We start from the raw sequence: 25343 nt of genomic DNA, 5'->3' as shown, positions 1-25343 counted from the left end.
GGTGATGAGTGACAAACCCACGATCGTGCTGGTCCATGGTTTTTGGGGCGGCGCTGCCCACTGGAACAAGGTCATCGTCAAATTGCTCAGTCGGGGTGACACGAACATTCGTGCCGTCGAGTTACCGCTGACTTCGCTGGCCGAGGATGCCGAGCGTACGCGCAAGATGGTCGCCCAGGTGCCGGGGCCGGTGCTGCTGGTGGGGCATTCCTATGGCGGTGCGGTGATCACTGAAGCGGGTGATTTGCCGAATGTGGTTGGCCTGGTGTATATCGCCGCGTTCGCGCCGGACGCCGGTGAAAGCCCCGGTGGCATCACGCAACGGCATCTGCCAGCGGCGGCGGCCAACCTGGCTCCTGATAGCGACGGTTACCTGTGGGTCAAGCCAGAGCTCTATCACGAAAGCTTCTGTCAGGACCTGCCGGCGACCGAAGGGTTGGTCATGGGCCTCACCCAGAAAGCGCCGCTGGCAAGTACCTTCGGTGACACTATCGGCACGGTGGCCTGGAAGAAAAAACCATCGTGGTATCAGATTTCGACCGGGGACCGGATGATCGCTCCACAAAACCAGCAATGGATGGCTGAGCGGCTGAACGCCCGGGAGATTCTGACCTTGACTGCCAGCCATGCGTCCCTGGCGTCGATGCCCGCCGAAGTGGCGGCATTGATCGACAGGGCAGCGACGGCGTTGGCCAAGGGTTAGGGGCCAAGTGCAAGCGGATTCGGGAATCTTCAAGGCGATGTCTGGTCGGTATTTTGGAGAAGGGTGAGTGTAAGGTAAGTAAGTCAACCTGATATCACTGCCCAGGAGGAGGTGACTATGAGCGTTCCGATACTGAACAAAATGCACATGAACGGCTATGAGGTACTCAGAGTGAGCAACGGCCCCTGGCGGGTATGTACCCAGGGTGACCGACTGGCTTCATTTGACAGTCGGGAAGAAGCACTGGCGTTTGCCGCGTCGCTGCCCGGCTACAGGGCTCGTGCTGGCAGGCTTGCGCGTAGCCATCAAGCAAAGTGAAGTCCAGCCCGAAGCCCCGGTTCTCCGGGGCTTCTTCATGATGCAACGGCGCTAGTAGCCGCCGCCTCCGCTGGGGCGGGAGGGTTCTCGAGCCTTTTGCTGCATGTGGCTCCATTCCGCGCACGTCATAAAGCTTTTGTGGTCGACCATGCCGCGGCCATCGAAACTGACGTTGTACGGCTGCTGATGGTCGGCATGAGTCAGTCTGTAGTCAAAGCACGTACCGGGTTCGACGGTGCGATCGGTGACCGCCAGGGGCTGGCCGCCGATTTGCCGGACTTGCTCCTGGGTCATGCCGGTGTCGACTTTCGCGACCAGCGGCTGATCCTGGTAGATCGAGTTGGTGCTGCAGCCTGCCAACGCGGTCAGTGCGACGACCAGCGTGAATAGAGGCCTGTTCATGGCAGCGCTCCCGCTATTGAGCCTTGTTGCGGCTAATGACCTTGGCTTTCACTTCCTCGGCATAGCCGGACAGTTTTGCTTCATCACCCTGAAACAAAGCACACAGTTTCTGAACGGCTTGCGCGTCGACGTCGTTCCCGAGCAGGCGCAATTGCTGCTCGATGCGCAACAGCTCCACAGCCGACCAGCGCAAATCTGACGCAAGCCCTTGCAGATCACGCCGAAGTTCCTGTTCCGATTCGTTAAGCCACATGACGACCTCCTGAACTCCTCACTCCGGAATTTTAGACCTGTTTACCGCACCAGATGTTGTGTTCGTCTGATTCAGCAGGGTTTCCTTTGGTCGGGAAAATAAATGCGAACATGAAAGTACGCTGTTCTACTCAAGAAAGATGGATGCCTTATCTGAACGCAAGGAACTAACCGGGCAAAGTGATATCAATGAAAGTCGCCGAATCGTTGGGGATGGATGTAGGGGCGACGGCGAGCTACATTCTCTTTTTTCTAATTTAAGGAAGCAGCATGCGGATGTTGATGGGGGGAGTCGCTCTGGCATTGCTGGCCGGGTGTTCGTTGCCGGCGTCGCTGGTACCGGGCGAGCCGAATGTCAGCAAGCACAGCACGAAGGCGCCAAAAGAGTATGCGGCGTGTGTTTTGCCTGCCTGGCAAAAGGAAGTAGCGAATACGACCCAGGTTTCGATATCCAACGGATTTCGCATCACCGCGCCGAGTGTGATCACGGCCGACGAAGTGCTGGATATCGTGAAGTACAAGGACGGCAGCCGGATATCGCTGTATCAGGGGCCACCTTGGGCCAAGTCCGGCGACCTGCGCAAAATCGTGCGTGATTGCTTGTAAGCGCGAGAGAGTGAAAATCGGTCGCCGACCGTTTTTCGCCGAATCGAGAAAAAACCGGATGTCTGGTGTGCATCCGGTTTTTTTTGCGCGCCATTTGCCTGCGTGAAATTTACCGTGTATTTTTTCATGAAATTATAAATAGAAAATTTCATGAGGCTTGCATGTTTCAGCAGTCCGACCAACACGTTGCCAGCTATTACGCCCACACCTGCGCCGATCGTCTGGTCAATCGAGCCGCACTGGAGGGTGAGCAAGACACCGAAGTGCTGATCATCGGGGCCGGTTTCAGTGGTTTGCACACGGCTTTGCGCCTGGCGCTGGCCGGCAAGCGCGTGACCTTGCTCGAAGCCAGTCGGGTGGCCTGGGCCGCGTCCGGGCGTAATGGCGGCCAGGCGATTCTCGGCTGGTCGTGCGACATGCCACCGTTGGAAGCGGCGCTGGGTTACGAACGGGCGCGGCGACTGTGGGACGGCATGCGCTGGGCCGCACGCGAGTTGCGTGATTTGCCCGGCCGCCATGGGTTCGATTGCGACTACCGCGCCGGCCATCTCTGGACTTCGGTGATGCCGCGTCGGGTCGGACTGCTGACGGAGTGGCAACACGAGGCCAGCCACAAGTGGGGCCACGACAAACTGCAATTTATCGAGCGCAGCGATTTGCCGCAGTGGGTGGCCAGCGAGCGTTATCAGGCCGGCCTGTTCGATCCCGAGGGCGGGCATTTGAATCCGCTGAAACTGGCCCTCGGCCTTGCCGATGCGATTGAGCGGGCCGGTGGGCGCATCCACGAGCAAAGCAAGGCGCTGAGCTATGGCGAGGAGGGCGACGGGTTTGTGGTGACCACCGAGCGCGGTCGTATTCGTGCCGATGTGCTGGTGCTGGCGTGCAACGCCTACCTCGACCGGCTCGACCCGCAACTGGCGAGTTGCGTGTTGCCGGTCGGGACCTATCAGGTCGCGACTGCGCCGCTCACCAAGGACCAGGCCACGGCACTGCTGCCGAGCAATGTATGCGTGACCGACAACCAGTTCGTGCTCGATTACTTCCGCCGCACCCCGGACAACCGCCTGCTGTTCGGCGGTGGTTGCACTTACCTGGGCGGGATGCCGAAGGACATCGCCGCGGCGACCCGGCCGTTCCTGGAGCGCGTGTTCCCGCAACTCACCGGCGTCGATCTGGAGTTTGCCTGGGGCGGACACATTGATCTGACCCTCAAACGCACGCCGGATATCGGACGGCGCGGCGATCTTTACTGGATGCAGGGGTATTCCGGGCATGGCGTGTTGCCGACACTGGCCGCGGCGCGGGCGGTGTCCGACGCGATCCTCGGTCAGCCCGACGAGTTGTCCCTGTACCAGGGCCTGAACAACGGCAGTTTTCCCGGCGGCAAATACCTGGCCGCGCCGCTGGAAGCCATCGGCAAGGCCTGGTATCGACTGCGCGACAGCATTTGAAGCGACACTTTCTGGAAGCCTCAAGATGGACATGCAAGAAGAAATCTCGGCGCTGGCGATCCTGATCCAGGACCTGCGCAAACACAAAAAGTACACCCTGAAGGAACTGGCGGACAAAATCGGTCGCTCCGTGGGTTTTCTGTCCCAGGTCGAGCGCGGCCTCTCGCGCCCGACGGTAGCGGACTTGACCGCGATCAGCGAAACCCTCGGCGTGCCGACCACCTATTTCTACAGCCTGCCCAAACCCATGGCCTTGTCCTGGGTCACCCGCCCGGACGAGCGCCGCACGCTGTACTACGCCGAGGGCATCACCGACATCCTCGTTTCGCCAAAAATGCGCGCGTCCTTTTCGATGCTCGAAAGCCAGCTCGAACCCGGCGCCAGTAGCGGTGACCGACACATGAAGGACAGCTCGGAGCAGGGCGGTTACGTCCTGGAAGGGCAGTTGACCCTATGGCTCGACGACAACGAACCGGTGACCCTGCATCCCGGCGACAGCTTTCAACTGGCCAGCCATGCGCACTGCCGCTACGGCAACCGGTCCGACCAACTGACCCGCGTGCTTTGGGTTTACACCTGATAACGACAAGGAACAAATCGATGGATGCTGTGTGCTCTGATCTGCTGGCCGAGGTTCGCAACTTCCGCCACTGCAACCCCGAAGTGCGTTACGTCGACCTGATCTCCCTGGATATTCCAGGGCATTTCTACGGCAAGCGCTACCCGATCGAGATGCTGGAAAAAGTCGCTGCCGGCAGTGCACTGAAGCTGCCGCAAAACTGCGTGCTGCTCGGCACCCAGGGCGGGCTGTTCAAGATCGGTGATTACTGCTTCAACGATGGTGACCCGGACGCGCTGCGCCGTTTGGTGCCCGGTACGCTGAAGCTGGTGAGCTGGGAAAAACAGCCCTTGGGCCAGATGCTGATCACCTCCGACGGCACGGAAAAACCCATCGAATTCGAACCCCGTGAAGTGCTGGCGCAGGTGCTGCAACGGCTCAAGCGCAAGGGCATTCATCCGGTGGTGGCCTTCGAGCTGGAGTTTTACCTGTTCGACAGTCACCTGAAGGACGGCTTGCCGCAGTTCCCCCGTGATGCGTTGACCGGTGATGCCGACGATCAGCCGAACATGCACATCGAACGCTTGTCGCGCTTCGCCCCGGTACTCGATGAAATGGTCGAGACCGCGCGAGCCCAAGGCATCGATGCCACGGTGATTACCGCCGAACTCGGCCCGGGGCAGTTCGAAATCAACTTCGGCCATTGCGATGACGGCCTGCGTGCCGCCGACTGGGCCGCCCTGTTCTGCCGCAGTACCCGGGGCGTGGCGCTCAAGCACAACTACCGCGCCAGCTTCATGGCCAAACCCTACCTGCAGCACCCCGGCAGCGGCATGCACGTGCATGTCAGCCTGTATGACCAGGCCGGCAACAACCTGCTGGCGGCGAACGGCCAGCGGGCGCTGCGCCATGCGGTGGCCGGATGCCTGGAGGTGTTGCCGCACTGCATGCCGATCTTTGCTCCGAACCACAACGCCATGCGCCGCTTGAGCGCCACGGTGAACGTCGCGTCCCGCGCCAGTTGGGGCTTCGAGGATCGCGATGCCTGCTTGCGCATTCCGGAGTCGGACATCAAGAACCTGCGCATTGAACATCGCCTGGCGGGCGCCGATGCCAACCCCTATCTGGCGTTGGCGGCGATTCTGGTGGGGTTGGAGCAAGGCCTGGAAGGGGAGCGCGAGCCGATTGCACCGCTCAACGAAGACCGCAGCAGTGGCATCGATTTTCCGTTGGAAATGCTCGAAGCGGTGCAGGCTATGCAAAGTCATTCAGTGCTGCGCGAAGGCTTGGGGGCGGAGTTCGTGGACGTCTACTGCGAAAACAAGCGTCAGGATCATCTGGCATTTCTGCATGACATCAGCGCGCGGGAGTATCGCTGGTTCCTGTAGTTGCCCTTTGAAAACATGTGGATATTGAAGGGGTTAGAACGTTTAGTAACTGGATGGTGAATAAAAATATCTTGTTACAGGCCGAAATATTCCGTAATATCCGCGCCGCGTTCACCACCACGGTTTATGCATTTTTAAATCCCAGGCGTCCATCAGCTGCCTGGGATTTTTTTTGCCTGAAAATCATTGAGACAGCAGTGGAGCCCTCTCATGGCTATCAGCCGAGAGGCGGGACAGGCGGGGTTTCTCTCGATTCAATCCACTTGACCACTGGCCGAATCGCCTTGGCTAACGATAATTTGGCAGTCTTTGGTGATTGTTTGCTTGAGGTTTCGACCGGTGAATTCCATTACCTGGCCGTCAATGACGTTGCTTTCAAGGACTACTTGAATTGTGCTTTCACCCATTGTAACCACAAGCCTCTTGTGGGCCTGCCACAACGGTAGTTTCTATATTGCCTGCTTTAAATTTTCTCATTGTGCTACTCCCTGTAAGTGCTGGAATTGGCTGTGTTATTTCAGCTGCATCAGGTTTCTGTTTTAACGGTGCATCAGGCTGCATCTTCCTGCAGAGTCGAAGGCCAGAACTCTACAATTCATTGGATAAATGCAGGCCCCGATAGAATTCAGGTCACCAGTGTATTATCACTTTGCTCAGCGGTGGAATGTAAATTCACGGATGTAATGCCATGGGGGTTTTGGCAGCAGTGCAAACTCCGAAGTGCTATCAAAACCCATTCCTCAGTCGAGAGCCTTAATCAATAGTTGTTGCGCTCATAAAATTCAACATCCATTTTAATTAGCTTATCATAATTGTCGACCAACTCGTAGAAGGATTTCTTAGCGTAAAGGTAGGTTTTAGATCTACTCCTGAACATGAACGTGTCTGGCGATACCATACCAGGAAAACGACTAACGCCATTTTCGTGGAGAACAAAAACAGCATCGCCTATCCATCCAATTATTCCATAGTGCAAATTATCATTTTTAATATTTTCGAATTTTTTAACACAAGTGAGCCCGTTTTCCGGGCATCGAACTGGAGTGAATGCACGAAATTGATTCAGCTCAATATTTCCAATCGGCTTCCATTTGGAAAATAATGATTTTCCACTTTGTGAGACGCTGATATTTTTCCACACTTCATCATCCCCAAATGGAAAAACGACTTCAAAATTATTTGGGTCGGCGCCAACAATTTCAATGTTTTGAAAAAAAACTGACTTTTCATCTTTCGCATAATTTGCCATTTGCTCCTGCTGCCAGGTTGCTAGTAGAGGCGCGCTGCCCTCGAGCGCTTTAAACTGAGGAGAGTATGGTGCAACACTCCTGAGTCGGCGTTCCTCAACATGATCGATCTGATTGCTTTCTGATCTAAAACATCTCCACGACATGAGATTGTGGAAAAAAAAAGGCATGCCGAAACCGCAGGGCGTTTCCTTGTGCTCTGTTTTGGTCATCCAGTAAACATGCCCTTTTTTAACAACATAGTTGCTGGAGATAAAACGCAGTTTGGTTGTGCATTTGCCCTGCGAGTCATTGGTGAACTCGCGACAAATTTCTTTACCCGGATTATTCTTGGTTTCTGTCTCCGGTCTATTGGCAGAGGAAGTGTCACAGCCGATCAAGGCGGTGCCCAATATATAGATCAATAAATACTCAGGCTTCACCGAACAGTCTCCATTCGATATTTTCCTCTTCGACCGTCACACGGTCGGCGAGCAGGAAGCGGCTGTGACGATGCTTGACGTTCAGGGTCGGCATGATGTCGCCCTTCTCGAAGCGCCGGGGCTCGCCTTTTTCCAGGCGCGACCAAGATTGACCGGCGATACTTTCCGCCAGCCAATAACCAGTGTGCGTGCAGGCTTGGCCGCTGATGCAGGTCGGTCTTTTGATGTAGTCGATCGGTATAAAGGCCGAGGAGCCCGGCATGGGCCGGCCGGTGGCGGGTTCGAGGACTTTGGCCTTGGCCAGTTGGTGAATCAGTGCTTCGCTGGGCTTTTCTGGTGGGACATTGGCCAGGCGTTCTTCGAGCCATTGGAGCTTGCCGTCCCAAGCAGGCAACGTGGCAGGCGGCAGTGGGACGATCTCGTTGATCTCGGGGACTTTGGGATTGGCGTAGGAGTAACCCGAGAGGATTTTCCAGATTTTTTCGTAGCGATCGGCGCGTTCGAGGTCTTCCTGTTGGCCCAGGTAGTACATCCGATCATCCGGCTCCGGACCACGGAAGCCTTTGCTCAAAAAAGAAGTCGAAGTGCTGTCACCGGCCGCTGCCCCGTGCTGGAATGCTTCGAGTGCTTCCTGATAACGCCCTTTCGTCGATAAATTAATACCTAGTGCTCTTGCCGCTTTGCCGTTTCCTTGCTCCCCAGCGCAACGGCGCATTTGCCGGGCAACGTCCGGGGCAATGTTGATCGGCGCCAACTTGTCTGCGACATAGGCTTGAGCTAGCGCATTACCTTCATCAGCGGCTTTACGGTAGTAACGCAACGCTATTTCGTAATCCTGCTGCAACCCGGCCGCGCCGTGTTGCAGGAAGATACCGACAAAGTAATATCCCGTTGCCACGCCCGCGTTGATCAGTTGCTCACTCATGCGCAAATGCTCTTCACCCCGGAGTTTGAACGTACCGCGCATCGCTCCGTTTTGCAGGTTGATATTGGCTTTGTAATGTCCGCTCTCACTGGCGATGCGATACAGGCGCTCGATTTGCACATCGACGGCTTCGTCTTGCTTGAGCTGGTTGTTCTTTTGCAGCCAGCGCGCGTATTTGAACAGCACATCGGTTTCGGCGGATGGCGCGGGAATCTGCTCGTGCACACAAGTAAAGGCCATATTGGCCTTGGCTTCAGTTAAAGGATTCAAGGGCGTTTCCTTGGTCGAAGTAGAAGTTGGACTACTGGTATCGCAGGCGACCAGCAGTAGATATGAGAGCAACAAGATCCGGCGCATCAGTCGAGGTCCGACAAGTCGGATTCGCCGAAATAGAATTCCACGAGGGGAGCGTAGGGAGTCAATTGTTCCGATTGAAAATCCTTGTTCCGATTTATGATTTCTTCCCACGCTTCGAACGCCTTTTCAGGGTCATCCTGCGCACCCAATCCATTCGTATGCATCTCCCACAACCGCCGCCGCAACCCCTGCGTCACACTCGCCCACTCATGCGCAATGTTCAGCTCGCTATCCACCTGCATGCTGCGGGTGTTGATGTTGGCCGAGCCGTGAGTGGTGAACACATCGTCAACAATCATCAACTTGGAGTGGATGTACACCGGCATCCAGGGCTTACCGGCGGGTGAGTCGGGGGCAACCAGTGAGCACACATGGACTTTCAGGCCGGAGAGTTCCGGGAGTTTGGCAAAAGTCTCTTTCTCGATTGCCTCGATTTGGCTCTGGAGTGCGGTTTTGCGCCAATCGTTGTCCCAATTCTTGCGCCGCTGAGCTTCCTTGGCCTTGTCGCTGAGATCGGTCCCGCCCAATGCGTCGGTGAGTTTCGTCATCGTGACCAAGGCGTACTGCTCCAGCCGTTCGCCCAGGCTGGTTTCCAGTGCCGCGGCGTCAGCTTTTGCCTGTTCAATACGCCGTAACTTGGTGATTGCAGGCATGGTATGGCCGCGCCCGAGGCTTTCGAGCATGCGCTGGGTGTTCACGGTGCCGGAGCCTATGCCGCCCTTGCTTGCATTGGTGATCACAAACAGGTGCAAGGGGCCGTGTATGGCGGGGTCGCGCCCGGCCTTGGTCTGGCCGGCGGCGACGGCCTTGATCAATTCGGCCAGGGGTGGCCAGCGGAAATACTGGTTTTCGATGTAGATGAACTGGGTCGCATTGTTGACGGCTTGCAGGTACAGCTTCTCGATATCGCGCTTGCCCTCCTGGGCCTGGGTGCGCAGGATCTGCGCGATCTGTCGGGTGGCTTGCGGGGCGCATTGCTGTTGCGGCCCGATCTCTTTGGCTTGGCGCAGGTCGAGCAAGTCCTCGCCGGTTTCCTTGCGCCAGGCGCTGGCGAAGTTGTGGTGCAGGTGTTCCAGGATCGGCCCACTGACCTGGCTTGAAATGTCCTGACGTGGGGTATCGCCACGCGGGCTCTTGTTGGGGGCGGGTTTGGTGTCCTTGTCACGGTTCACCGCCAAATGGTCATTGGTGTCCCAGTACTCGTCGAGCATGTTATGACCCATCACGAAACCGACGGCGCGGTCCGGCAGTTCATAATCGACGAGAACGGTTTTTTGATGATGGGTCGCTGTCGCAGTCAGGATGAATTGCGTGGTGGCGCTGACCTGCGGGTCGAGACTTTTGTATTTCGCCTGATGGGCTATTTCGGCCCTCTCAAGTACGCTGAAACCGCGACTGACGAACACTGGAGTGCCGCGAGCCGCCAGATGCGCAGCGGCCATGTTGTCGGCAAGCGCACAGTTGGCAAACCACTGGCGGTCATAAGCATATTGCTCGTCCGTGGAGGGTTGCATCGCCCGGTCGTATATCCGGTACGGGCCTTTACCGGGCAGATTGGATTCGTCGGCAAAGCCCGCGCTGTTAAACGGCATTTCCCACCCCAATATCCGCACCTTGACGCCTTCGCGAGCCATGGCCATCAGCAATTCACCGATACGCGGCGATATTCCGTCGCGGATGAAATACATCGACGGCTGAAAGCCCCAGCAGATGATGTAGACAGTTGCCTTGGCCTTTGAAATGGCCAGGTGCACGGCCCGGAACGTTTCTTCCCCATTGATCAGCGGTTGATACGTCGCCATGGCGGGAGGGTATTCGGTATTGCGCACATACCATGGCGGGGTACAGGTCACCTCTTGGGTGTGCTGGAGTGCGACCGGTGTGACGATCTCGTATTGGCTCATTGTGTTTTCCCTTCCTGATCACCAGCGCCTTCCATCACCGTGGCATACAGGCCGCGGTGATCGGTGTGCGATATGGGCTGGCTCACCTCGGCGTGGGCTTGCGAAGGGTGGTTGTGCAGGCCACGATTGGCGAGTTCCGCCTGCTCGGCGTTGCGGTATTCCGTGGGCACCGGAATCTGGTAGGTCACACCGTTGGCCATCACCAACCGATAGCCCTGGGTGACGACCTGATGGTCGATCGACAGTTGCCCGGTCTTGTCCAGCACGCCCTGCTTGAGCACTGCGCCGTCGGCGTACAAGGTGTAGGGCATGCCTGCCCAGTTCTGGCTGGAGGCATTTGGGGCGGGTGGCAGGTTGACTCGTAAGGTCTGTCTGGACAGGCTTTGCGGATAGTCCGGATGCGTGGCCGTCATGCTCGCCGGGCCGCTGTACTCGAAATGCGCCGCCTTGACCTTGTGATCGCCCGCCGTGCCCGACTCGATGCCACACAGCTCCAGGCTGAGGTAGCTGCCGCCGCCGTTGAGGACGATTTTCTTCTTCGCCGTGATGTGGATTTCATCTTCCGTGCTGGTGATCTCCAACCCATGCCGGGCGATCAGCTCCAGGCGATCGTTTTGCGCCTGCACGCTGACCGGGCCCTGGTTGGCGATCAGCTTGAAGCCGAGCTTGCGCACGAACAGGCTCAGGCCTTGGCCGACGCCGATGAACAGGCGCTTGACCACGCTGAGGTTGGCCTCGCCACCGGCGTTGAGCATCAGGTTGTCTTTTGCCGCCAGTTGCAGGTGCTGGCCGCTGGTCAGGGCGATGCCCTGGGGTGCGCTGAGCAGCAGCACCGCGGCTTTCAGTTCGTCGAGTTGTTGGCGCATCAGCGCCAGTTGCGCGGGCACATCCGCGGGGTCGGCGTGGGCCGTCTGGGCATCTTCCGAGAGTACTTGCAGTTGTTCGCCGGCCTGTCGCAGGCGCTCGATCGCCGGGCCCATTTCCAGCACCGGCCCTTGGGCTTTGCTCTGTTCATCGGCACTGATAAACAGCCCCTTGCCCCCGCGAATCGCGCCCCAGGCATCGGTGCGCAGCTCAAAGCCTTCCCCACGTTTGGCCTTCTTCGCATCCACCACATGCCCAAGGTTGAGCTGGCTCTTGCCACTGTGTTCGGTGCTGAGCTTGATGTGCTCCTGCCCGCGGGTATCGTCCAGGCGCAGCTTGTTGTTGGCCGGGGTGCGCAGCACGTTGCGCTTTTCGTTGTACATCGTGACGGGGTCGGGGTGCTGGCTGTCGTGCAGGGCGTGGGCGATGTACGGCCGGTCGGGGTCGCCCTGTTCGAAGGCCACCGCCACTTCGGTGCCGGCGATCAGCGGCAGGTGCAGGCCGTGGGTGTCGCCGGCGTACACCCGGGCCAGGCGCAGCCAGGTGCTTTCGCGACCGGCGTCCCAGGTGTCGCGGTCGAACAGGAACTGCACTCGGTAGCGGCCCTCGGCGTCGGTATCGGCGTAGGGGTTGTGGGCCTGTGCGCTGCTCACCCGGGCCGGYACGGTGCCGGCGATCAAGGGTTTGGGCGGCACTTTTGGACGGAAGCACACCGTCTGCGCATAGGGGATGGCCTGGAAGCTGCACTCGAAGCTGCGGTCGCGGGCGGCGCCGGCCTTGAGCCCGATGATCACCGCCCGCGGCGCGAAGGCCTGGGGCGCGCCGTCGGTGACTTCCAGCACCTGGCCCGGCGCCAGGCGGGCGCTGCTGCTCATGCCGCGCAGGCGGGTGCGGCGGTTGAGGTAACGCTCGTGGCGCAGGCGCGCATAGAAGTAGCCGCTTTCGCACTGCACGTCTTCGGGGGAAGTCATGGCGGTCGCCGAGCGCGGTGTAGGGTTCGGCGTAGTGATAGGCCTCGCCGTAGGTGCCCTTGGCGCCGCGCGTCTGGTCGATGTCGCCGTCGAGGTGCGCGCGGGCGTCACGGTGGTGGTAGGCGCGGATATTCACGTGCTGTTCCACCACCTGGTGTTCCGACTGCAGGGCCCAGACGCTGTCCTCACCGCTGCTGCTCAACCCGGAGAGCGGCCGCAGCGGCAATTCGACGTCGAACTGGTAGGCGCGCGGGGAGTCGTGGAACTCGACGACGTCGATGCCCAGGCGCTCGTCGCTGGTGAAGCGGTACCAGATGCCGACTTCGGCCAGCAACCGGGCAATGAAGGCCAGGTCGCTTTCGCCGTATTGCATCACCTGTTCACGCCGGGGGTATTCGCGGTGCAGGTGGAAAAGGAAGTCCTGGCCCCGGAAAGCGTGGCGGCCGCGCAGGATGTGCTCGACGATTTCCGGCACCGACCGGTGCTGGTAGATCCGGTATTGCCGGCCCCGCGCGAGCAGCGCCAGACGCGGTTGCAGGGTGACTTCGTAGCGCGCCTCGTCGAGGGAGGCGGACAGGCGTTTGAAGCCACTGATCACCCCGTGCAAGGTGCGCAGCGGCTTGACCTCGGACGGTTCGAAGATCAGGGACGAGACCTTTTCCGGCAGCGCGTGCAGGCTGAAGCTGGCTTGTTGGCCGAGCAGGCGTTCGGCGTCGATGTCGAGCTGGCTGGAGGTGAACTCGATGTAGTAGCTGAAGGGCTGGCTGAGGTGCTCTTCGCCGTGGAAGGCCAGGACGTCGAGGGGGGCGTCTACCTCGCGGACCCAGAGTGTGTGGCGGCTGTGGTCGAAGAAGGTACGCGGTGTGTTGGACAAAATCAGGCCTCCCTGGGCTGTTGAAGCGGACGGGGAGGCTTCGTTGCCTCCCGCGTTCAAGCGCTCGACAGCTTTCAGGAAGCTGAAAATGGTTGATATAGGATGTTTCTGGCAGATGCGTAGGACGCTTCCGTGTATGGATGCGCCTAGGCTGTAGGACGGTTCGCGGCTGGCGTTTGATGGCGTCCAGCCGTTCGGGGCGGGCCGGAGTAGAAGATCAAAAGATCGCAGGCTTCGCCAGCTCCTACGCAGATGTACGCCTTACATTCGTAGGAGCTGCCGCAGGCTGCGATCTTTTATGCCGTCAAATGGTGATTACTACGCTGGCACGCTGACGCGCGTGGTCATTTTCATCAACCAGTAATAACTCAACGCCGGCACCAGCAACCCGACGATCCACGCCAGATCCACCCCATCCAGCGCCGTGGCCACCGGGCCGACGTACAGCGTGGTGTTCATGAACGGAATCTCCAGGGCAATCGCCAGCAGGAAACTGCCGCAGGCAATCCGGTTGACCCGTCCGTAGATCCCGTTCAGGTCAAAGATGTCGTCAATCCGGTACTGGCCTTTGCGCAGGCAGTAGTAGTCCACCAGATTGATCGCCGTCCACGGGATCAGGAAGTAGCTCATGAAGAAGATGAAGTTGAGGAAGAAGTTGATGAAGTCGTCCTGACTGATGGTGCACAGAGCCGTGGCCACCAGGCTGATCAGCAGCATGAACACACCGCGCACCCGCGGCGTCACCTTCAGTCGGGCAAACGGCTCGATCACGGTGATGGTCGACATGAACGCGCCGTACAGGTTGAACACGTTGATCGACACCTGGCCGTAGACGATGAAGGCGAACAGCAGCACCGCGCCAGCGCCGAACAGACCGGCGACATGCCCGCCGACGTTGCTGGAGAAGTCACCGATGCCGACGCTCAGGATCGCCCCGAGAATCATCATCCACGCACCACCGCTGACCGTGCCGGCGTAGCTGTACCAGAACACCTGGGCGGTCGGGGTGCTGCTCGGCAGGTAGCGCGAGTAGTCGGCGACGTAAGGCGCGTAGGACAGTTGCCAGGTCACGGCGATGCTCACCGCCACCAGGAACTTCGACAGCGAGAAGCCGGTTGGCAGCCATTGTTCGGCCGGGATCGGCAACTGCAAGGCGAGCACCGTGGCCGCCACGAACACCACCAGCGACAGAATCGACAGCAGCTTCTGCAAGCGGTGAATCAACCGATAGCCATAGAGCGCGACGACGAAGCACAACGCGCCGATCAGGTAGATATTGCCGGACATCGGCAGCGGGCTGACGGACTCCAGCACCTGGGCCGCGAGCAAGGTGTTGCTGACGAAGAAGCCCAGGTAGATCAGCATCACGAACAGCAACGGCAACACGGCCCCCAACACGCCGAATTGCGCCCGGCTCTGGATCATTTGCGGAATGCCCAGCTTCGGTCCCTGGGCCGAGTGGGAGGCCATGAAAATCGCCCCCAGCAACGAGCCGATGATGATCGCCAACGCACTCCAGAACAGGTTGAGCCCCATCACCACCGGCAACACACCGGAGGCGATGGTGGTGATGTTCATGTTGGCGCCGAACCAGATATAGAACAGCGAACCCGGCTTGCCGTGGCGTTCGGTCTCGGGGATGAAATCGATGCTTCTTTTTTCAACTTGCATGGCGATCACTCCTGAGTCCGGACGAGACGGGATTGCAGACGGGCGATGGTGCTTTGCAGCTCATGAGGCTGGTGGGCAAACAGGTCCGGACGCTCGGGGATCAGGCTGATGTAATCGCGGTGTTCCAGGTCGCGCTGGCACTCGGTCGTGGTGAGGATTTCCAGTGCGTAGACCCAGTTGGCCATGATCAGCAGGGCCGAGTAATGCCCGGCCTCGGTGGTCGTGGTGCAGGCATCGTTGACCAGGCGCACGCGATAACCCAGGGCGAAGGCATCGAACACGCTGGTGAGCACGCAGACGTCGGTCAGCACGCCGCAGACGATCAGCGTGTCGACCTCCATTGCCTTGAGTCGGGCGTCGAGGTCGGTGCGGTGAAAGGCACTGTAACGGCCCTTGTCGATGATCAATTCACCGGGCTGCGGCGTCAGCGACTCGATGATTTCCACTTGCCGGGTGCCGGCGCGGTAACTGCCGGGGCCACCGTCGGCGGCCAGAGGTTCGCCTCGGGGCAGGTCACTGCCGTCGGCCTGATTGACGTGGCGGGTATAGATGACAGGCATCCGCTGACGGCGGACGGTATCGAGCAGGGCGGCGGTATGGGCGACCACCCTGTCGAAGTTTTCCAGGACGAAGCCGTCCTCCTGCTGCATGTCGATGATCAACAGCGCGTTGTTATTGTTCATTGGGCAAACCTGATCAAAGGCGAAACACGATGCACCGCACGCGCCATGCAATGGCGAGACGCGGGGTGCGTGATTGGCTGTTCGGGTGGGCTCAGTGAACTATTTGCCAGAAGCCGTTCTGCTTGGCCGAAACGCTGGCGCTCAGGCGCTTGAAATGCAGGTGCGAAGCGGTCCATTCACCGCGCAGGTAAGCCCGCGCGGCGCCGCAGGGAAGGGCGAGTGGTGGGAGACGACCAGTCATCATTGGAATCGACCCCTGTAGGAGCGAGCTTGCTCGCGAAAAACTCTGGACAACGCGGTCATTCAGATGGCGCGCGTTATCGTTAGCGTCCATCGCGAGCAGGCTCGCTCCCACAGTTGAGGTGTGCTGCAGCAGGACGGCGCAATCAGCGGAACGCTGGCACCACATGCTTGATGAACAGCTCCAGGGATTTTTTCTTTTCCGCGTGGGGCAGGCTGTTATCGCACCAGAAGCTGAATTCGTCGACCCCCAGTTCCTGGTAGTACTTGATGCGCGGAATGATTTCTTCCGGGGTGCCGATCATGGCGGTCTTGTGCAGGCTTTCCAGCTCGAACTCAGGGCGACCGGCGAATTTCTCTTCCGGGCTCGGCGCGAGGAAACCGTTGACCGGGGTGGTCTTGTTGCCGAACCAGGCATCAAAGGTGCGGTAGAACTTCGAGATCGCCTTGGCCCCGACTTCCCAGCCCTGTGGATCGTCAGCGGTGTGCACGTGGGTGTGACGCAGCACCATCAATTGCGGGCGCGGCACGCCAGGATGGTTGTCCAGCGCGGCCTGGAATTTGTTCTTCAGGTCGAGGACTTCTTCGTCGCCTTTCATCAGCGGCGTGACCATGACGTTGCAGCCGTTGGCCACGGCGAAGTTGTGCGAGTCCGGGTCGCGGGCGGCGATCCACATCGGCGGGTTCGGCTGCTGGATCGGCTTGGGCACGCTGGTGGAGGTCGGGAACTTCCAGATGTCGCCGTCGTGGGCGTAGTCGCCGTTCCACAGTGCGCGCACCACCGGAACCATTTCCCGCAGCGCCTGGCCACCGGAGGATGCCGGCATGCCGCCGGCCATGCGGTCGAACTCGATCTGGTAGGCACCACGGGCCAGACCGACTTCCATGCGCCCGTTGCTGATCACGTCGAGCAACGCGCATTCACCGGCCACCCGCAGCGGATGCCAGAACGGCGCAATGATAGTGCCGGCGCCCAGGTGAATGGTGGTGGTCTTGCCTGCCAGATAAGCCAGCAACGGCATCGGGCTTGGCGAGATGGTGTATTCCATGGAGTGGTGTTCGCCGATCCATACGGTGCTGAAACCACCGGCCTCGGCCATCAGCGTCAGCTCGGTCAGGTCTTCGAACAACTGGCGGTGGCTGACGCTTTCGTCCCAACGTTCCATGTGTACGAACAGGGAAAACTTCATGACGCTTACCTCGGATCTTTTGTTGTTGGCCTGTCGACTGCGGGCCTGTTGATTATTGGTATACCATAATACGCATTGAAGGGCAAAAGATCGTCCGAACGCGGCCCGAGCCTTCGGCAGCTCCTACGGGCGAGATGCGTTTGCCCCTGTAGGAGCTGCCGAAGGCTGCGATCTTTTCAATGGTCAGGCCAGAACGGGCAGGGCGCCCATCTTGCCGTGGCAATACACAAGTGGCCCGCTGCTCTGTTGGGGCACGATCAGGTTCTTCACCGCGCCGACCATGATCGCGTGATCACCGCCTTCATATTCGCGCCACAACTCACATTCGATGACCGCCGTGGCGTTGGCCAGAATCGGGTTGCCCAGTTCGCTCAACGTCCATTCGATCCCCTGGGCCTTGTCCTTGCCTTTGCGCGCGAAGGCATAGGCTTCGTTTTGCTGACCGCCGGACAGCACGTGGATGGCAAAACGTTTGTTCTTGATCAGGACCGGGTAGGAATCGGAACTGTAGTTGGGGCAGAACAGCACCAGGGCCGGGTCCATCGACAGCGAGCTGAAGGCGCTGGCGGTCAGGCCGACGATTTGCCCGTCGTCATCCAGGGTGGTGATCACGGTCACTCCGGACGGGAACGAACCCATGACTTGTTTGTAGATGGCGGCATCGATCATTGGACGGTCCTCGGGTGATGTGACGCTTTTTTTATGTGTTTGTAGGTCTGATGGTATACCGTAATACATCGATTGCAAGGTCTTTTTAGGTGAACCGATAAACGTACCGCTTTCGTCGGAAAGTCAATGTTTACGGGGCTTTCAGCTAGCCAGTGCTGGCAGGATTCGGGCAGCATAGCGGCTCAGATGCTTGTTCAAAGACCGGATCAGTCTTGTTTAAAGATTGGAATACCATAATATGGTCCGCATCTGAGGGGCGGCCAAAGAGTCCCCCCGGTTTGGCTTCATACAAAGATAAGAACAGACAAACTCGAGTTCATGCACATGTCCCAGATGTCCCGGCAAGATCCGTTGATCGAGAACCACACGGTCGACTACGTTCCACTCGCAGAGCGCCACGGGAAGGCCCGCGATCTCTTCACCCTGTGGTTCAGCACCAACATCGCGCCACTGCCCATCGTCACCGGCGCGATGGTGGTCCAGGTGTTCCACCTCAACCTGTTCTGGGGCCTGCTGGCGATTGCCCTCGGGCACATGGTCGGCGGTGTGGTGATTGCGCTGGCGTCGGCCCAGGGGCCGTGCATGGGCATCCCGCAGATGGTGCAGAGTCGTGGGCAGTTCGGCCGCTACGGCGCTCTGCTGATCGTGTTCTTCGCGGCGTTGATCTACATCGGTTTCTTCATTTCCAACATCGTGCTGGCAGGCAAATCGATTGTCGGCATTGCGCCGTCGGTTCCGGTGCCGGCCAGCATTCTCATCGGTGCCCTCAGCGCCACCGCCATCGGCGTGATTGGCTACCGCTTCATCCATACCCTGAACCGCATCGGCACCTGGGTGATGGGTAGCGCGTTGCTCGCTGGCTTTCTCTATATCTTCGCCCATGATCTGCCGGCGGACTTCTTCACCCGCGGCGGATTCAACCTGTCCGGCTGGCTGGCCACGGTGTCGCTGGGCATCATCTGGCAGATCAGCTTCTCACCCTATGTGTCGGACTACTCGCGCTACCTGCCGGCGGATATCGGTATCACCCGTCCGTTCTTCGCCACTTACCTGGGGGCGACCCTGGGCACGATCCTGTCGTTCACTTTCGGCGCCGTGGCGGTACTGGCAACCCCGGAAGGCACTGAGGCGATGGCGGCGGTCAAGCAGTCCACCGGTTGGCTGGGGCCGATCCTGATGGTGCTGTTCCTGCTCAACATCATCAGCCACAACGCCTTGAATCTGTATGGCGCGGTGCTGTCGATCATCACTTCGATCCAGACCTTCGCCAGCCAGTGGACGCCGAGCATCAAGGTGCGCGTGGTGTTGTCGGGCATCGTACTGGCCGGTTGCTGCGTGGTGGCGCTGGGCGCTTCGGCGAACTTCATTTCGCAGTTCATCGGCCTGATTCTCGCGCTGTTGCTGGTGTTAGTGCCGTGGGCCTCGATCAACCTGATCGACTTTTACCTGATCAAGCGTCGTCGCTATGACATCGCTTCGATCTTCCGCGCTGACGGCGGCATCTACGGTCGCTTCAATCTGCACGCGATCATTGCCTACTTCATCGGCATCATCGTGCAGCTGCCATTCGCCAATACGTCGCTGTATGTCGGACCGTACGCCAATCTGGTGGACGGCGCGGACCTGTCATGGCTGGTGGGGCTGGTGGTGACGTGTCCGTTGTATTACTGCCTCGCTACGCGAAGCCAGGCGCTGGAAAGCCGTTCGGTGAAGTTCGGCTACACCGACTGATCTATTGGAATGCCGCACTTTGTAGGAGCGAGCCCTGCTCGCGAAAGACTCAAGTACGGCGCGTTTAACCGGTAAGCACGCGTTATCGTTGACGTCCATCGCGAGCAGGGCTCGCTCCTACATAAGCGTCAGCACATCGACCACTCAGGCATCCTTGAACGCATTCAGGCCGCGTTGTACCGCCGGCCTGGCTTCGACCGAGACGAACCAGCGCGATAGTTGCGGAAGCTCTTTCCATTCCAGTCGATCACGGAACGCTGTGGCGATGGTGAACGCCGAAATGTCGGCCATGGAGAACTGCGCTCCGGCCATGAACCCGGCAGTCAAAAAACTTTCCGCGTAGGTGAGTTGCTCGATCACCCGCAGATCGATGATCGCCGCCGCCTTGTCCTGCCCCGCCTGGTGCAGAAAAAACGCGGCATGGCTGGGGGCGATGACATCGGTCACGAAAAAGAAATAGCGGTCAATCACCCGGATACGCTCAGGTCCGGCCTGCGCCGGCGCCAGTCGTCCCGGCGCCTTGGCATCGGCGTACTGGATGATGGCGTTGGACTGATTGATGACCAGCGCCGGCGTGGTCCCGTGGTCGATCAGGGTCGGGACTTTCCCGGCCGGGTTCAGCGCCAGGAAGGCCGGGCCACGGTGTTCCTGCGCATACAGGTCGAGCCTGCGTGCCGTGTAGGCGATGCCGGATTCTTCCAGGGCAATCGCGGCCCGCAGACTGTTGCCGGTGTTCGCGCCGTACAGTTCGATTTGATCGTTCATGGGTCATTGCTCCTGTCGGGACACAGGCAGCCACCGAACACTGCCAATCATGTCAGTATGATGAAAATCCGCCGCACTGATATGCAAAAACAGTGTTCGTCCATACCCCTGTGCGACAAGGCTTATCCCTGTACGAAAACTACTTTCATCGCGTTTGATAATAGCCTCTCGAAATGTTTTAGGCGTTTCACAAGCTCTTCAGTCAACCCTCACCTCGAACTTCCGATGCGCATGTCACTCATCGGGCGCGCCTGATTGCGCGCTCGTGTTGAGCGCTGTTGCGTGGGCGGTCATCGGGTCCTGACTGGCGGTGAAACCTTCAAATAACGATAAGCGGTTCACCCAGGAGGATCTTTATGCCTTCGTGGTGGACTTGAAAACCCAACGGTTTGTCGCTCGCGGCTTTTCGTCCCGGTTGATCGGCACCGACTTCAAGTCACTGCGTTCAGTCGACGACAAGCCTATTGGCGAGGACATCCACAAGCAAATGAGCGCCCATGAAAAAGGGGAAATTGCTTACCTGTGGCGCAACCCCATCACTGGGCAGAACGAATACAAGAGGACTTTTTTGCAGCGGGTGAGCGGTTACGTCGTGGCGGTAGGCTGCCATGCAATCAAGTAATCCGACAGGGACCAACAGCAACCACCGCAAGGAGTGTGAGATCGGTGTTTTCTGCTGGCGCAACAAGCGTTCGCGACGGGGCTGCGCGATGGGCGTCCGCATCGGCGGCTAGCCGAATTGGACGGCACCGAACATTTGAATGAGTTCTACGTGCGGGAAGTACTATCAAGTGATCCGCCAAATCCAATGATTGCCTTGGTTTCCAGGTATTCCTCCAGGCCGTAGACACCATACTCACGACCATTACCAGAACGTTTGTAACCACCGAATGGAGCCATTGGATTCCAGGCGGGGTAATTCAGATGCACTTGCCCCGCGCGGATACGAGAGGCAACTGCACGTGCAAGATCAAGGTTCTGAGACTGAACATGGGCGCCCAGGCCGTATACCGTATCGTTCGCGATAAGGACCGCCTCATCGATCGTCTCATACGGAATGATGCACAGCACCGGCCCGAAAATTTCATCTTGGGCGATCCGCATTGCGGTATCTACGTCGGAGAATACTGTCGGTCGAGTGTAGAAGCCCTTCTCATAACCCGGCACACGTCCTGGTCCGCCGCAAACGAGTTTTGCGCCCTCACTCAGGCCAGCCTCGATCATGGCTTGTACGCGATTGAACTGGGCCTCGTTGGCAATGGGACCGAGCACCGTAGCTTCCGATTGCGGATCACCCACGATGATCGCATTGGCGGTTTCGGCTGCCAGCGATTCAACCTCCGCCAGCCGATCCTTAGGTACGATCATTCGTGTCGGGGCGCTGCACGATTGTCCGACGTTGCGGAACGCTGACATCACGCCCAGTGGGACGGCTTTGGCGAAGTCGGCGTCGGGAAGCAGAATGTTCGGGGATTTTCCTCCAAGTTCTTGTGTAACCCGCTTCACCGTATGGGCGGCCGCCTGTGCGACCAGCGCCCCCGCGCGGTTGGAGCCGGTAATCGAAATCATATCGATATCAGGGTGCGCAGCCATCGCTGCGCCGACCTCGGATCCACTTCCGTTCACGAGGTTGAAGACGCCTGGTGGAAGGCCTGCGTCATGGACCAGTTGTGCAAAAAGAAGGGCGCTCAGAGGCGACAGTTCGCTTGGTTTGAGGACCACAGTGCATCCGGCAGCAATAGCCGGGGCGACTTTCGCGGTGATTTGATAAAGCGGCCAGTTCCACGGGGTGATGAGACCGCAGACGCCGATGGGTTCGCGCTCAATCGCGGTTCCCCCTTCAACCGTCTGGAAACGATAAGTGGACAGCAGATCGCGGGCGACCCGAACGTGTTCGGCCGCGAGAGGCACTTGCATTGCCCGGGCGGAACCGATGGCAGCGCCCATTTCGAGAGAGAGGGCCTGCGCGAGCACTTCTTTTCGCTCAAGGATGAGCTCATGGATCTTTCCAAGGACAAGCGCGCGTGACTCTGCGCGGGTAGCAGACCAACCAGGAAACGCTGCGCGCGCAGCAGCTACTGCCCGATCAACATCCGCGGCGGAGCCTTGCGCGACCTGCGCAACGACCTCTTCAGTTGCCGGATTGACCACCGGCAAACTTGCCGGGATTGCCGGGGAAGACCAACAGCCATTGATATAAAATTTCTGAGCCGTTTGCGGATCAATGCTGTAGCTATTCGAAGATTGTATTGTCATTCAACTGGCTCCCTAGAGCGGTAACAGGCACTGCAAGCAGCAGAGGGCGGTCTGGCTCGCGACCTTGCAAGGCCGCTGAAACAAAGATCAAGCCGAACGTGGAAATCACCAGAACATCGCCGTGGCGACCAGGACATCGCTATGCCGGGTCTTCTCAATAAGCTAGCAAAGCGTGCCAGATAAAATGTGCTGTTCTTCAGGTTTGCAAGGGAGAATCTGCCGTATCTGTCAGGCTGACTTTGTATGAGAACAAGTTGAACCGATTTCGTTAGTAAACCTTCTGATAGACCGCTCAGTGAGACCATTCCTGGTCAGTGCGTTCGTAGGCACATCGGTGGCGGTGATGGGTCATATAGATAGGCAGGTGGGGGCGTGGTGATGCATCGTGCGATGCGCCGCCTTTGTAGAGCTGTCGCGACGCGTACAGATGTTGTTTTGACCGGTATGTCACGGCTATCGCTAATAGAAGCAAGGTTGTCCCAGCGCGCATTGACGCTTGATTGGCCCCGCCTCACCTCGCAGCACAATCAGCGGGCGCGCCTCAGAGAATGCCCTCGTTCTCCTTCCGCCAGCCATAAATACTGCCGCACATTGCATTGTGCGTGGCTTGCCAGCGCACCATAAAAGCCCGCAAAGGCGTAGAAACAGGGGGTGGAGCGCCCGAGTCTGGAGCGTCCCGCAAAGTCTGCTGAGCAAGCCCTGCAAAACGGTGGTTTGTACCAAGCAGCCTATACTTTTAACAGTTTATGCATGGTCTCTTGGTGTTGTAATAAATCCGTGATGCAGCGTTGCACCGATGCTTCCAGAGCGGAGTAACTGCTTGCCCCGTCATGACCTCAACAATCATTAAGGACCGCACTCATGAGCTTTCTTCGACCCAAGTTTATTACCTTTGACTGCTATGGCACGTTGACCAACTTTCAAATGGGAAACATGACGCGCGAACTGTTCGCCGATCGTGTCCCTTTTGAGCAAATGGATCAGTTCGTCAAGGACTTCTCCGCCTATCGTCTGGATCAGGTGATGGGTGACTGGCGGCCGTATGATGAGATCATCAAGACCGCCCTGGCGCGCGTCTGCAAGCGTTGGGGTGTCGAGTACCGGGGTGAAGGCCAACTCTACTACGACGCCGTACCGACTTGGGGGCCACATGCCGACGTACCGGCCGGCCTGGCAAAAATCGCCGACAAGATTCCCTTGGTGATTTTCTCCAACGCGATGGACGAGCAGATCATGTCCAACGTCGACAAGCTCGGCGCTCCCTTCCATAAAGTCTTCACTGCCCAACAAGCCCAGGCCTACAAGCCGCGCCTGGCCGCCTTCGAGTTCATGCTCGATAACCTCGGCTGCGGGCCTGAGGACGTTCTGCATGTGTCCTCGAGCTTCCGTTACGACCTGATGCCGGCCAACGACATGAAGATCAAGAACAAAGCCTTCGTTGCTCGTGGTCATGAACAGCCGGCGAATGCCGTTTATGGCTACCACCAGATCCCGGATATCGGCGCATTGCCCGGGTTGGTCGGTCTCTAAGTCTCAAGGCACTCTTCAAGGCAAAAGGGGTTAGACATGGGCAGTGAGTCCTATTGGCTCGATACCGCACCGCAATTCACCGGTGCACAGCTCGGCGCATTGCCCGGGCAGGTCGATGTGGCCATCGTCGGTGGTGGTCTCACTGGCCTGGCCGCGGCCCGAGCCCTGGCCTTGAAGGGGGCCAGTGTGGTGGTGCTGGAAGGAGGGCGGGTGATTGGCGAGGCTTCGGGGCGCAATGGTGGCCACTGCAGCACCGGCGTTGCCCAGGACTACGCGGCACTCAGCGCCAGCCTCGGCGCTGATAAGGCGCGTGCTTATTACCAAGCCTATGAAAGCGCCGTACAGAGCGTCGTTTCATTGGTGGAGCAGGAGCAGATTGCCTGCGACCTACAGCGCAATGGCAAGCTGAAGCTGGCCGCCAAACCGATGCATTACGAAGGTTTGGCGCGCACCTGCGAATTGATTCGGCGGGAGGTCGACGCCGAGGTCGAGTTGCTCTCTCCAGAAGAAGCCCGTGCTGAAGCCAACTCGACCCAGTTCCATGGAGGCATGCTGCAGCGCAACGGCGTGCAGATGCACGTTGGGCGCTTCGGTGTCGGGTTGGCCGAGGCGGCAGCACGTCACGGCGCATTGATCTTTCAGGGCGTGTCAGTGACGGATTGGAAGGCCAGTGCCGGCGGCTATCAGGTCAATACCACCAAGGGCTCGCTACACGCCACGCAGATTCTGCTGGCCACAGGCACGTGCCAGCAGGGCGGATTGGGCTGGTATCGGCGGCGGATCGTGCCGGTGGGCAGTTTCGTGATCGCCACCGAGGTGCTACCGCAGGCCCTGATCGACAGCTTGCTACCAGCACGGCGTTCCTATGTCACCAGCCGCATGATCGGTAACTACTTCCGCCTGACACCGGACAACCGCTTGCTGTTTGGCGGTCGTGCCCGGTTTGCCATGTCCGACAGCATTTCCGACGCCAAGAGCGGCAAGGTATTGCAGGCGGCGATGGTCCAGATGTTTCCGCAACTGGCTAGCGTGAAGATCGATTACTGCTGGGGTGGCCTGGTGGATATGACCTCCGATCGGTTACCCCGCGCCGGGCAGCATGGAGGGGTTTATTACTCCATGGGTTACAGCGGTCATGGGGTGCAAATGTCGGTGCACATGGGGCAGGTCATGGCTGAGGTAATGGCCGGCAAGGTCGAGGCCAATCCGTGGCGCGAACTCGATTGGCCAGCCATTCCCGGGCATTTCGGAAAACCCTGGTTCCTGCCTCTGGTGGGGGCGTATTACCGCCTGCAGGACTACCTGCACTGAGTTCATGGTGTTGCTTTACGTTTCAACCACGCTGCGCTTAATCAGCAGCACTTG

Annotated in this window: 23 protein-coding genes and 1 pseudogene; 11 read left to right on the top strand and 13 right to left on the bottom strand. The window is 58.9% G+C overall.

Annotated features, from left to right (window positions below):
• Nucleotides 1-4 precede the first annotated feature (4 nt).
• Both AC1DWG_RS17360 and AC1DWG_RS17355 read left to right on the top strand, forming a co-directional pair.
• Complete coding sequence (locus AC1DWG_RS17360; protein WP_477753864.1) at nucleotides 5-703, top strand: alpha/beta hydrolase; 699 nt, start codon at nucleotides 5-7, stop codon at nucleotides 701-703.
• A 117-nt stretch (nucleotides 704-820) separates the two neighbouring features.
• The gene (locus AC1DWG_RS17355) at nucleotides 821-1021 is read left to right on the top strand and encodes a DUF2188 domain-containing protein (protein ID WP_477764851.1); all 201 of its coding nucleotides are present in this window, start codon (nucleotides 821-823) and stop codon (nucleotides 1019-1021) included.
• A 51-nt stretch (nucleotides 1022-1072) separates the two neighbouring features.
• On the opposite strand, the gene osmE is transcribed toward AC1DWG_RS17355, so the two are convergent.
• Together osmE and AC1DWG_RS17345 are read right to left on the bottom strand one after the other, a co-directional pair.
• Complete coding sequence (gene osmE, locus AC1DWG_RS17350) at nucleotides 1073-1423, bottom strand: osmotically-inducible lipoprotein OsmE (protein ID WP_477764850.1); 351 nt, start codon at nucleotides 1421-1423, stop codon at nucleotides 1073-1075.
• Nucleotides 1424-1436: 13 nt separating this feature from the next.
• Nucleotides 1437-1676: a hypothetical protein gene (locus tag AC1DWG_RS17345; RefSeq protein ID WP_477753861.1), complete on the bottom strand. Its 240-nt coding sequence runs from the start codon at nucleotides 1674-1676 to the stop codon at nucleotides 1437-1439.
• A gap of 269 nt (nucleotides 1677-1945) precedes the next feature.
• Here AC1DWG_RS17345 and AC1DWG_RS17340 point away from each other — a divergent pair, with 269 nt between their 5' ends.
• The 5 genes from AC1DWG_RS17340 to AC1DWG_RS17320 all read left to right on the top strand — a co-directional run bounded on the left by AC1DWG_RS17340 (nucleotide 1946) and on the right by AC1DWG_RS17320 (nucleotide 6125).
• The gene (locus tag AC1DWG_RS17340) at nucleotides 1946-2281 is read left to right on the top strand and encodes a hypothetical protein (protein WP_477764849.1); all 336 of its coding nucleotides are present in this window, start codon (nucleotides 1946-1948) and stop codon (nucleotides 2279-2281) included.
• Nucleotides 2282-2442: 161 nt separating this feature from the next.
• Nucleotides 2443-3732 (top strand): NAD(P)/FAD-dependent oxidoreductase, encoded by a 1290-nt coding sequence (locus AC1DWG_RS17335; protein ID WP_477788079.1) that lies wholly within the window; start codon nucleotides 2443-2445, stop codon nucleotides 3730-3732.
• Between the two features lie 25 nt (nucleotides 3733-3757).
• A complete protein-coding gene (locus tag AC1DWG_RS17330) occupies nucleotides 3758-4312 on the top strand; it encodes a helix-turn-helix domain-containing protein (protein WP_477764847.1) in 555 nt (184 codons plus the stop codon).
• Nucleotides 4313-4332: 20 nt separating this feature from the next.
• A complete protein-coding gene (locus AC1DWG_RS17325) occupies nucleotides 4333-5679 on the top strand; it encodes a glutamine synthetase family protein (RefSeq protein WP_477753857.1) in 1347 nt (448 codons plus the stop codon).
• A 17-nt stretch (nucleotides 5680-5696) separates the two neighbouring features.
• Nucleotides 5697-6125, top strand: coding sequence for a hypothetical protein (locus tag AC1DWG_RS17320; protein WP_477788078.1), 429 nt, complete (start codon nucleotides 5697-5699; stop codon nucleotides 6123-6125).
• A 311-nt stretch (nucleotides 6126-6436) separates the two neighbouring features.
• On the opposite strand, the gene AC1DWG_RS17315 is transcribed toward AC1DWG_RS17320, so the two are convergent.
• The 9 genes and pseudogenes from AC1DWG_RS17315 to AC1DWG_RS17275 form a co-directional block, all read right to left on the bottom strand.
• Nucleotides 6437-7348 carry a hypothetical protein gene (locus AC1DWG_RS17315; RefSeq protein WP_477788077.1) on the bottom strand — a complete coding sequence of 304 codons (912 nt, stop codon included), beginning with the start codon at nucleotides 7346-7348 and terminating at the stop codon, nucleotides 6437-6439.
• Complete coding sequence (locus tag AC1DWG_RS17310) at nucleotides 7338-8543, bottom strand: SEL1-like repeat protein (RefSeq protein WP_477788076.1); 1206 nt, start codon at nucleotides 8541-8543, stop codon at nucleotides 7338-7340. The genes AC1DWG_RS17315 and AC1DWG_RS17310 overlap by 11 nt, the downstream gene beginning before the upstream one ends.
• A gap of 86 nt (nucleotides 8544-8629) precedes the next feature.
• Nucleotides 8630-10534 carry a phospholipase D-like domain-containing protein gene (locus AC1DWG_RS17305; protein ID WP_477788075.1) on the bottom strand — a complete coding sequence of 635 codons (1905 nt, stop codon included), beginning with the start codon at nucleotides 10532-10534 and terminating at the stop codon, nucleotides 8630-8632.
• Nucleotides 10531-13243: pseudogene (locus AC1DWG_RS17300) on the bottom strand (type VI secretion system Vgr family protein). Before AC1DWG_RS17300 ends, AC1DWG_RS17305 begins: the two are co-directional and overlap by 4 nt.
• Before the next feature lie 318 nt (nucleotides 13244-13561).
• The gene (locus AC1DWG_RS17295) at nucleotides 13562-14914 is read right to left on the bottom strand and encodes a purine-cytosine permease family protein (RefSeq protein WP_477788074.1); all 1353 of its coding nucleotides are present in this window, start codon (nucleotides 14912-14914) and stop codon (nucleotides 13562-13564) included.
• A gap of 5 nt (nucleotides 14915-14919) precedes the next feature.
• Entirely contained in the window at nucleotides 14920-15597 is a 678-nt protein-coding gene (locus tag AC1DWG_RS17290; RefSeq protein WP_477788073.1) for a cysteine hydrolase family protein, read from the bottom strand.
• A 91-nt stretch (nucleotides 15598-15688) separates the two neighbouring features.
• Complete coding sequence (locus tag AC1DWG_RS17285) at nucleotides 15689-15838, bottom strand: hypothetical protein (protein ID WP_477788123.1); 150 nt, start codon at nucleotides 15836-15838, stop codon at nucleotides 15689-15691.
• A 145-nt stretch (nucleotides 15839-15983) separates the two neighbouring features.
• Complete coding sequence (locus tag AC1DWG_RS17280) at nucleotides 15984-17027, bottom strand: LLM class flavin-dependent oxidoreductase (protein ID WP_477765492.1); 1044 nt, start codon at nucleotides 17025-17027, stop codon at nucleotides 15984-15986.
• A gap of 183 nt (nucleotides 17028-17210) precedes the next feature.
• A complete protein-coding gene (locus AC1DWG_RS17275; RefSeq protein WP_477753854.1) occupies nucleotides 17211-17696 on the bottom strand; it encodes a flavin reductase family protein in 486 nt (161 codons plus the stop codon).
• Between the two features lie 324 nt (nucleotides 17697-18020).
• On the opposite strand from AC1DWG_RS17275, the gene AC1DWG_RS17270 reads away from it, so the two are divergent.
• Entirely contained in the window at nucleotides 18021-19427 is a 1407-nt protein-coding gene (locus tag AC1DWG_RS17270) for a purine-cytosine permease family protein (protein ID WP_477788072.1), read from the top strand.
• A 144-nt stretch (nucleotides 19428-19571) separates the two neighbouring features.
• Here AC1DWG_RS17270 and AC1DWG_RS17265 read toward each other — a convergent pair whose 3' ends face one another.
• Nucleotides 19572-20192, bottom strand: coding sequence for a glutathione S-transferase family protein (locus tag AC1DWG_RS17265; protein ID WP_477765494.1), 621 nt, complete (start codon nucleotides 20190-20192; stop codon nucleotides 19572-19574).
• A 310-nt stretch (nucleotides 20193-20502) separates the two neighbouring features.
• Here AC1DWG_RS17265 and AC1DWG_RS17260 point away from each other — a divergent pair, with 310 nt between their 5' ends.
• The gene (locus AC1DWG_RS17260) at nucleotides 20503-20814 is read left to right on the top strand and encodes a cache domain-containing protein (RefSeq protein ID WP_477765495.1); all 312 of its coding nucleotides are present in this window, start codon (nucleotides 20503-20505) and stop codon (nucleotides 20812-20814) included.
• Between the two features lie 146 nt (nucleotides 20815-20960).
• Here AC1DWG_RS17260 and AC1DWG_RS17255 read toward each other — a convergent pair whose 3' ends face one another.
• Nucleotides 20961-22448, bottom strand: coding sequence for an aldehyde dehydrogenase family protein (locus tag AC1DWG_RS17255; protein ID WP_477788071.1), 1488 nt, complete (start codon nucleotides 22446-22448; stop codon nucleotides 20961-20963).
• An 861-nt stretch (nucleotides 22449-23309) separates the two neighbouring features.
• Here AC1DWG_RS17255 and AC1DWG_RS17250 point away from each other — a divergent pair.
• Nucleotides 23310-23978: a haloacid dehalogenase type II gene (locus AC1DWG_RS17250; RefSeq protein WP_150752413.1), complete on the top strand. Its 669-nt coding sequence runs from the start codon at nucleotides 23310-23312 to the stop codon at nucleotides 23976-23978.
• A 36-nt stretch (nucleotides 23979-24014) separates the two neighbouring features.
• Nucleotides 24015-25289, top strand: coding sequence for an NAD(P)/FAD-dependent oxidoreductase (locus tag AC1DWG_RS17245; protein ID WP_477765497.1), 1275 nt, complete (start codon nucleotides 24015-24017; stop codon nucleotides 25287-25289).
• The last annotated feature ends 54 nt before the right edge of the window (nucleotides 25290-25343 follow it).

Source organism: Pseudomonas sp. P4_B3 (genome assembly GCF_056402295.1).
Note: the sequence above shows the minus strand (reverse complement) of the source record. Positions and strands in the feature narration are given on the sequence as shown.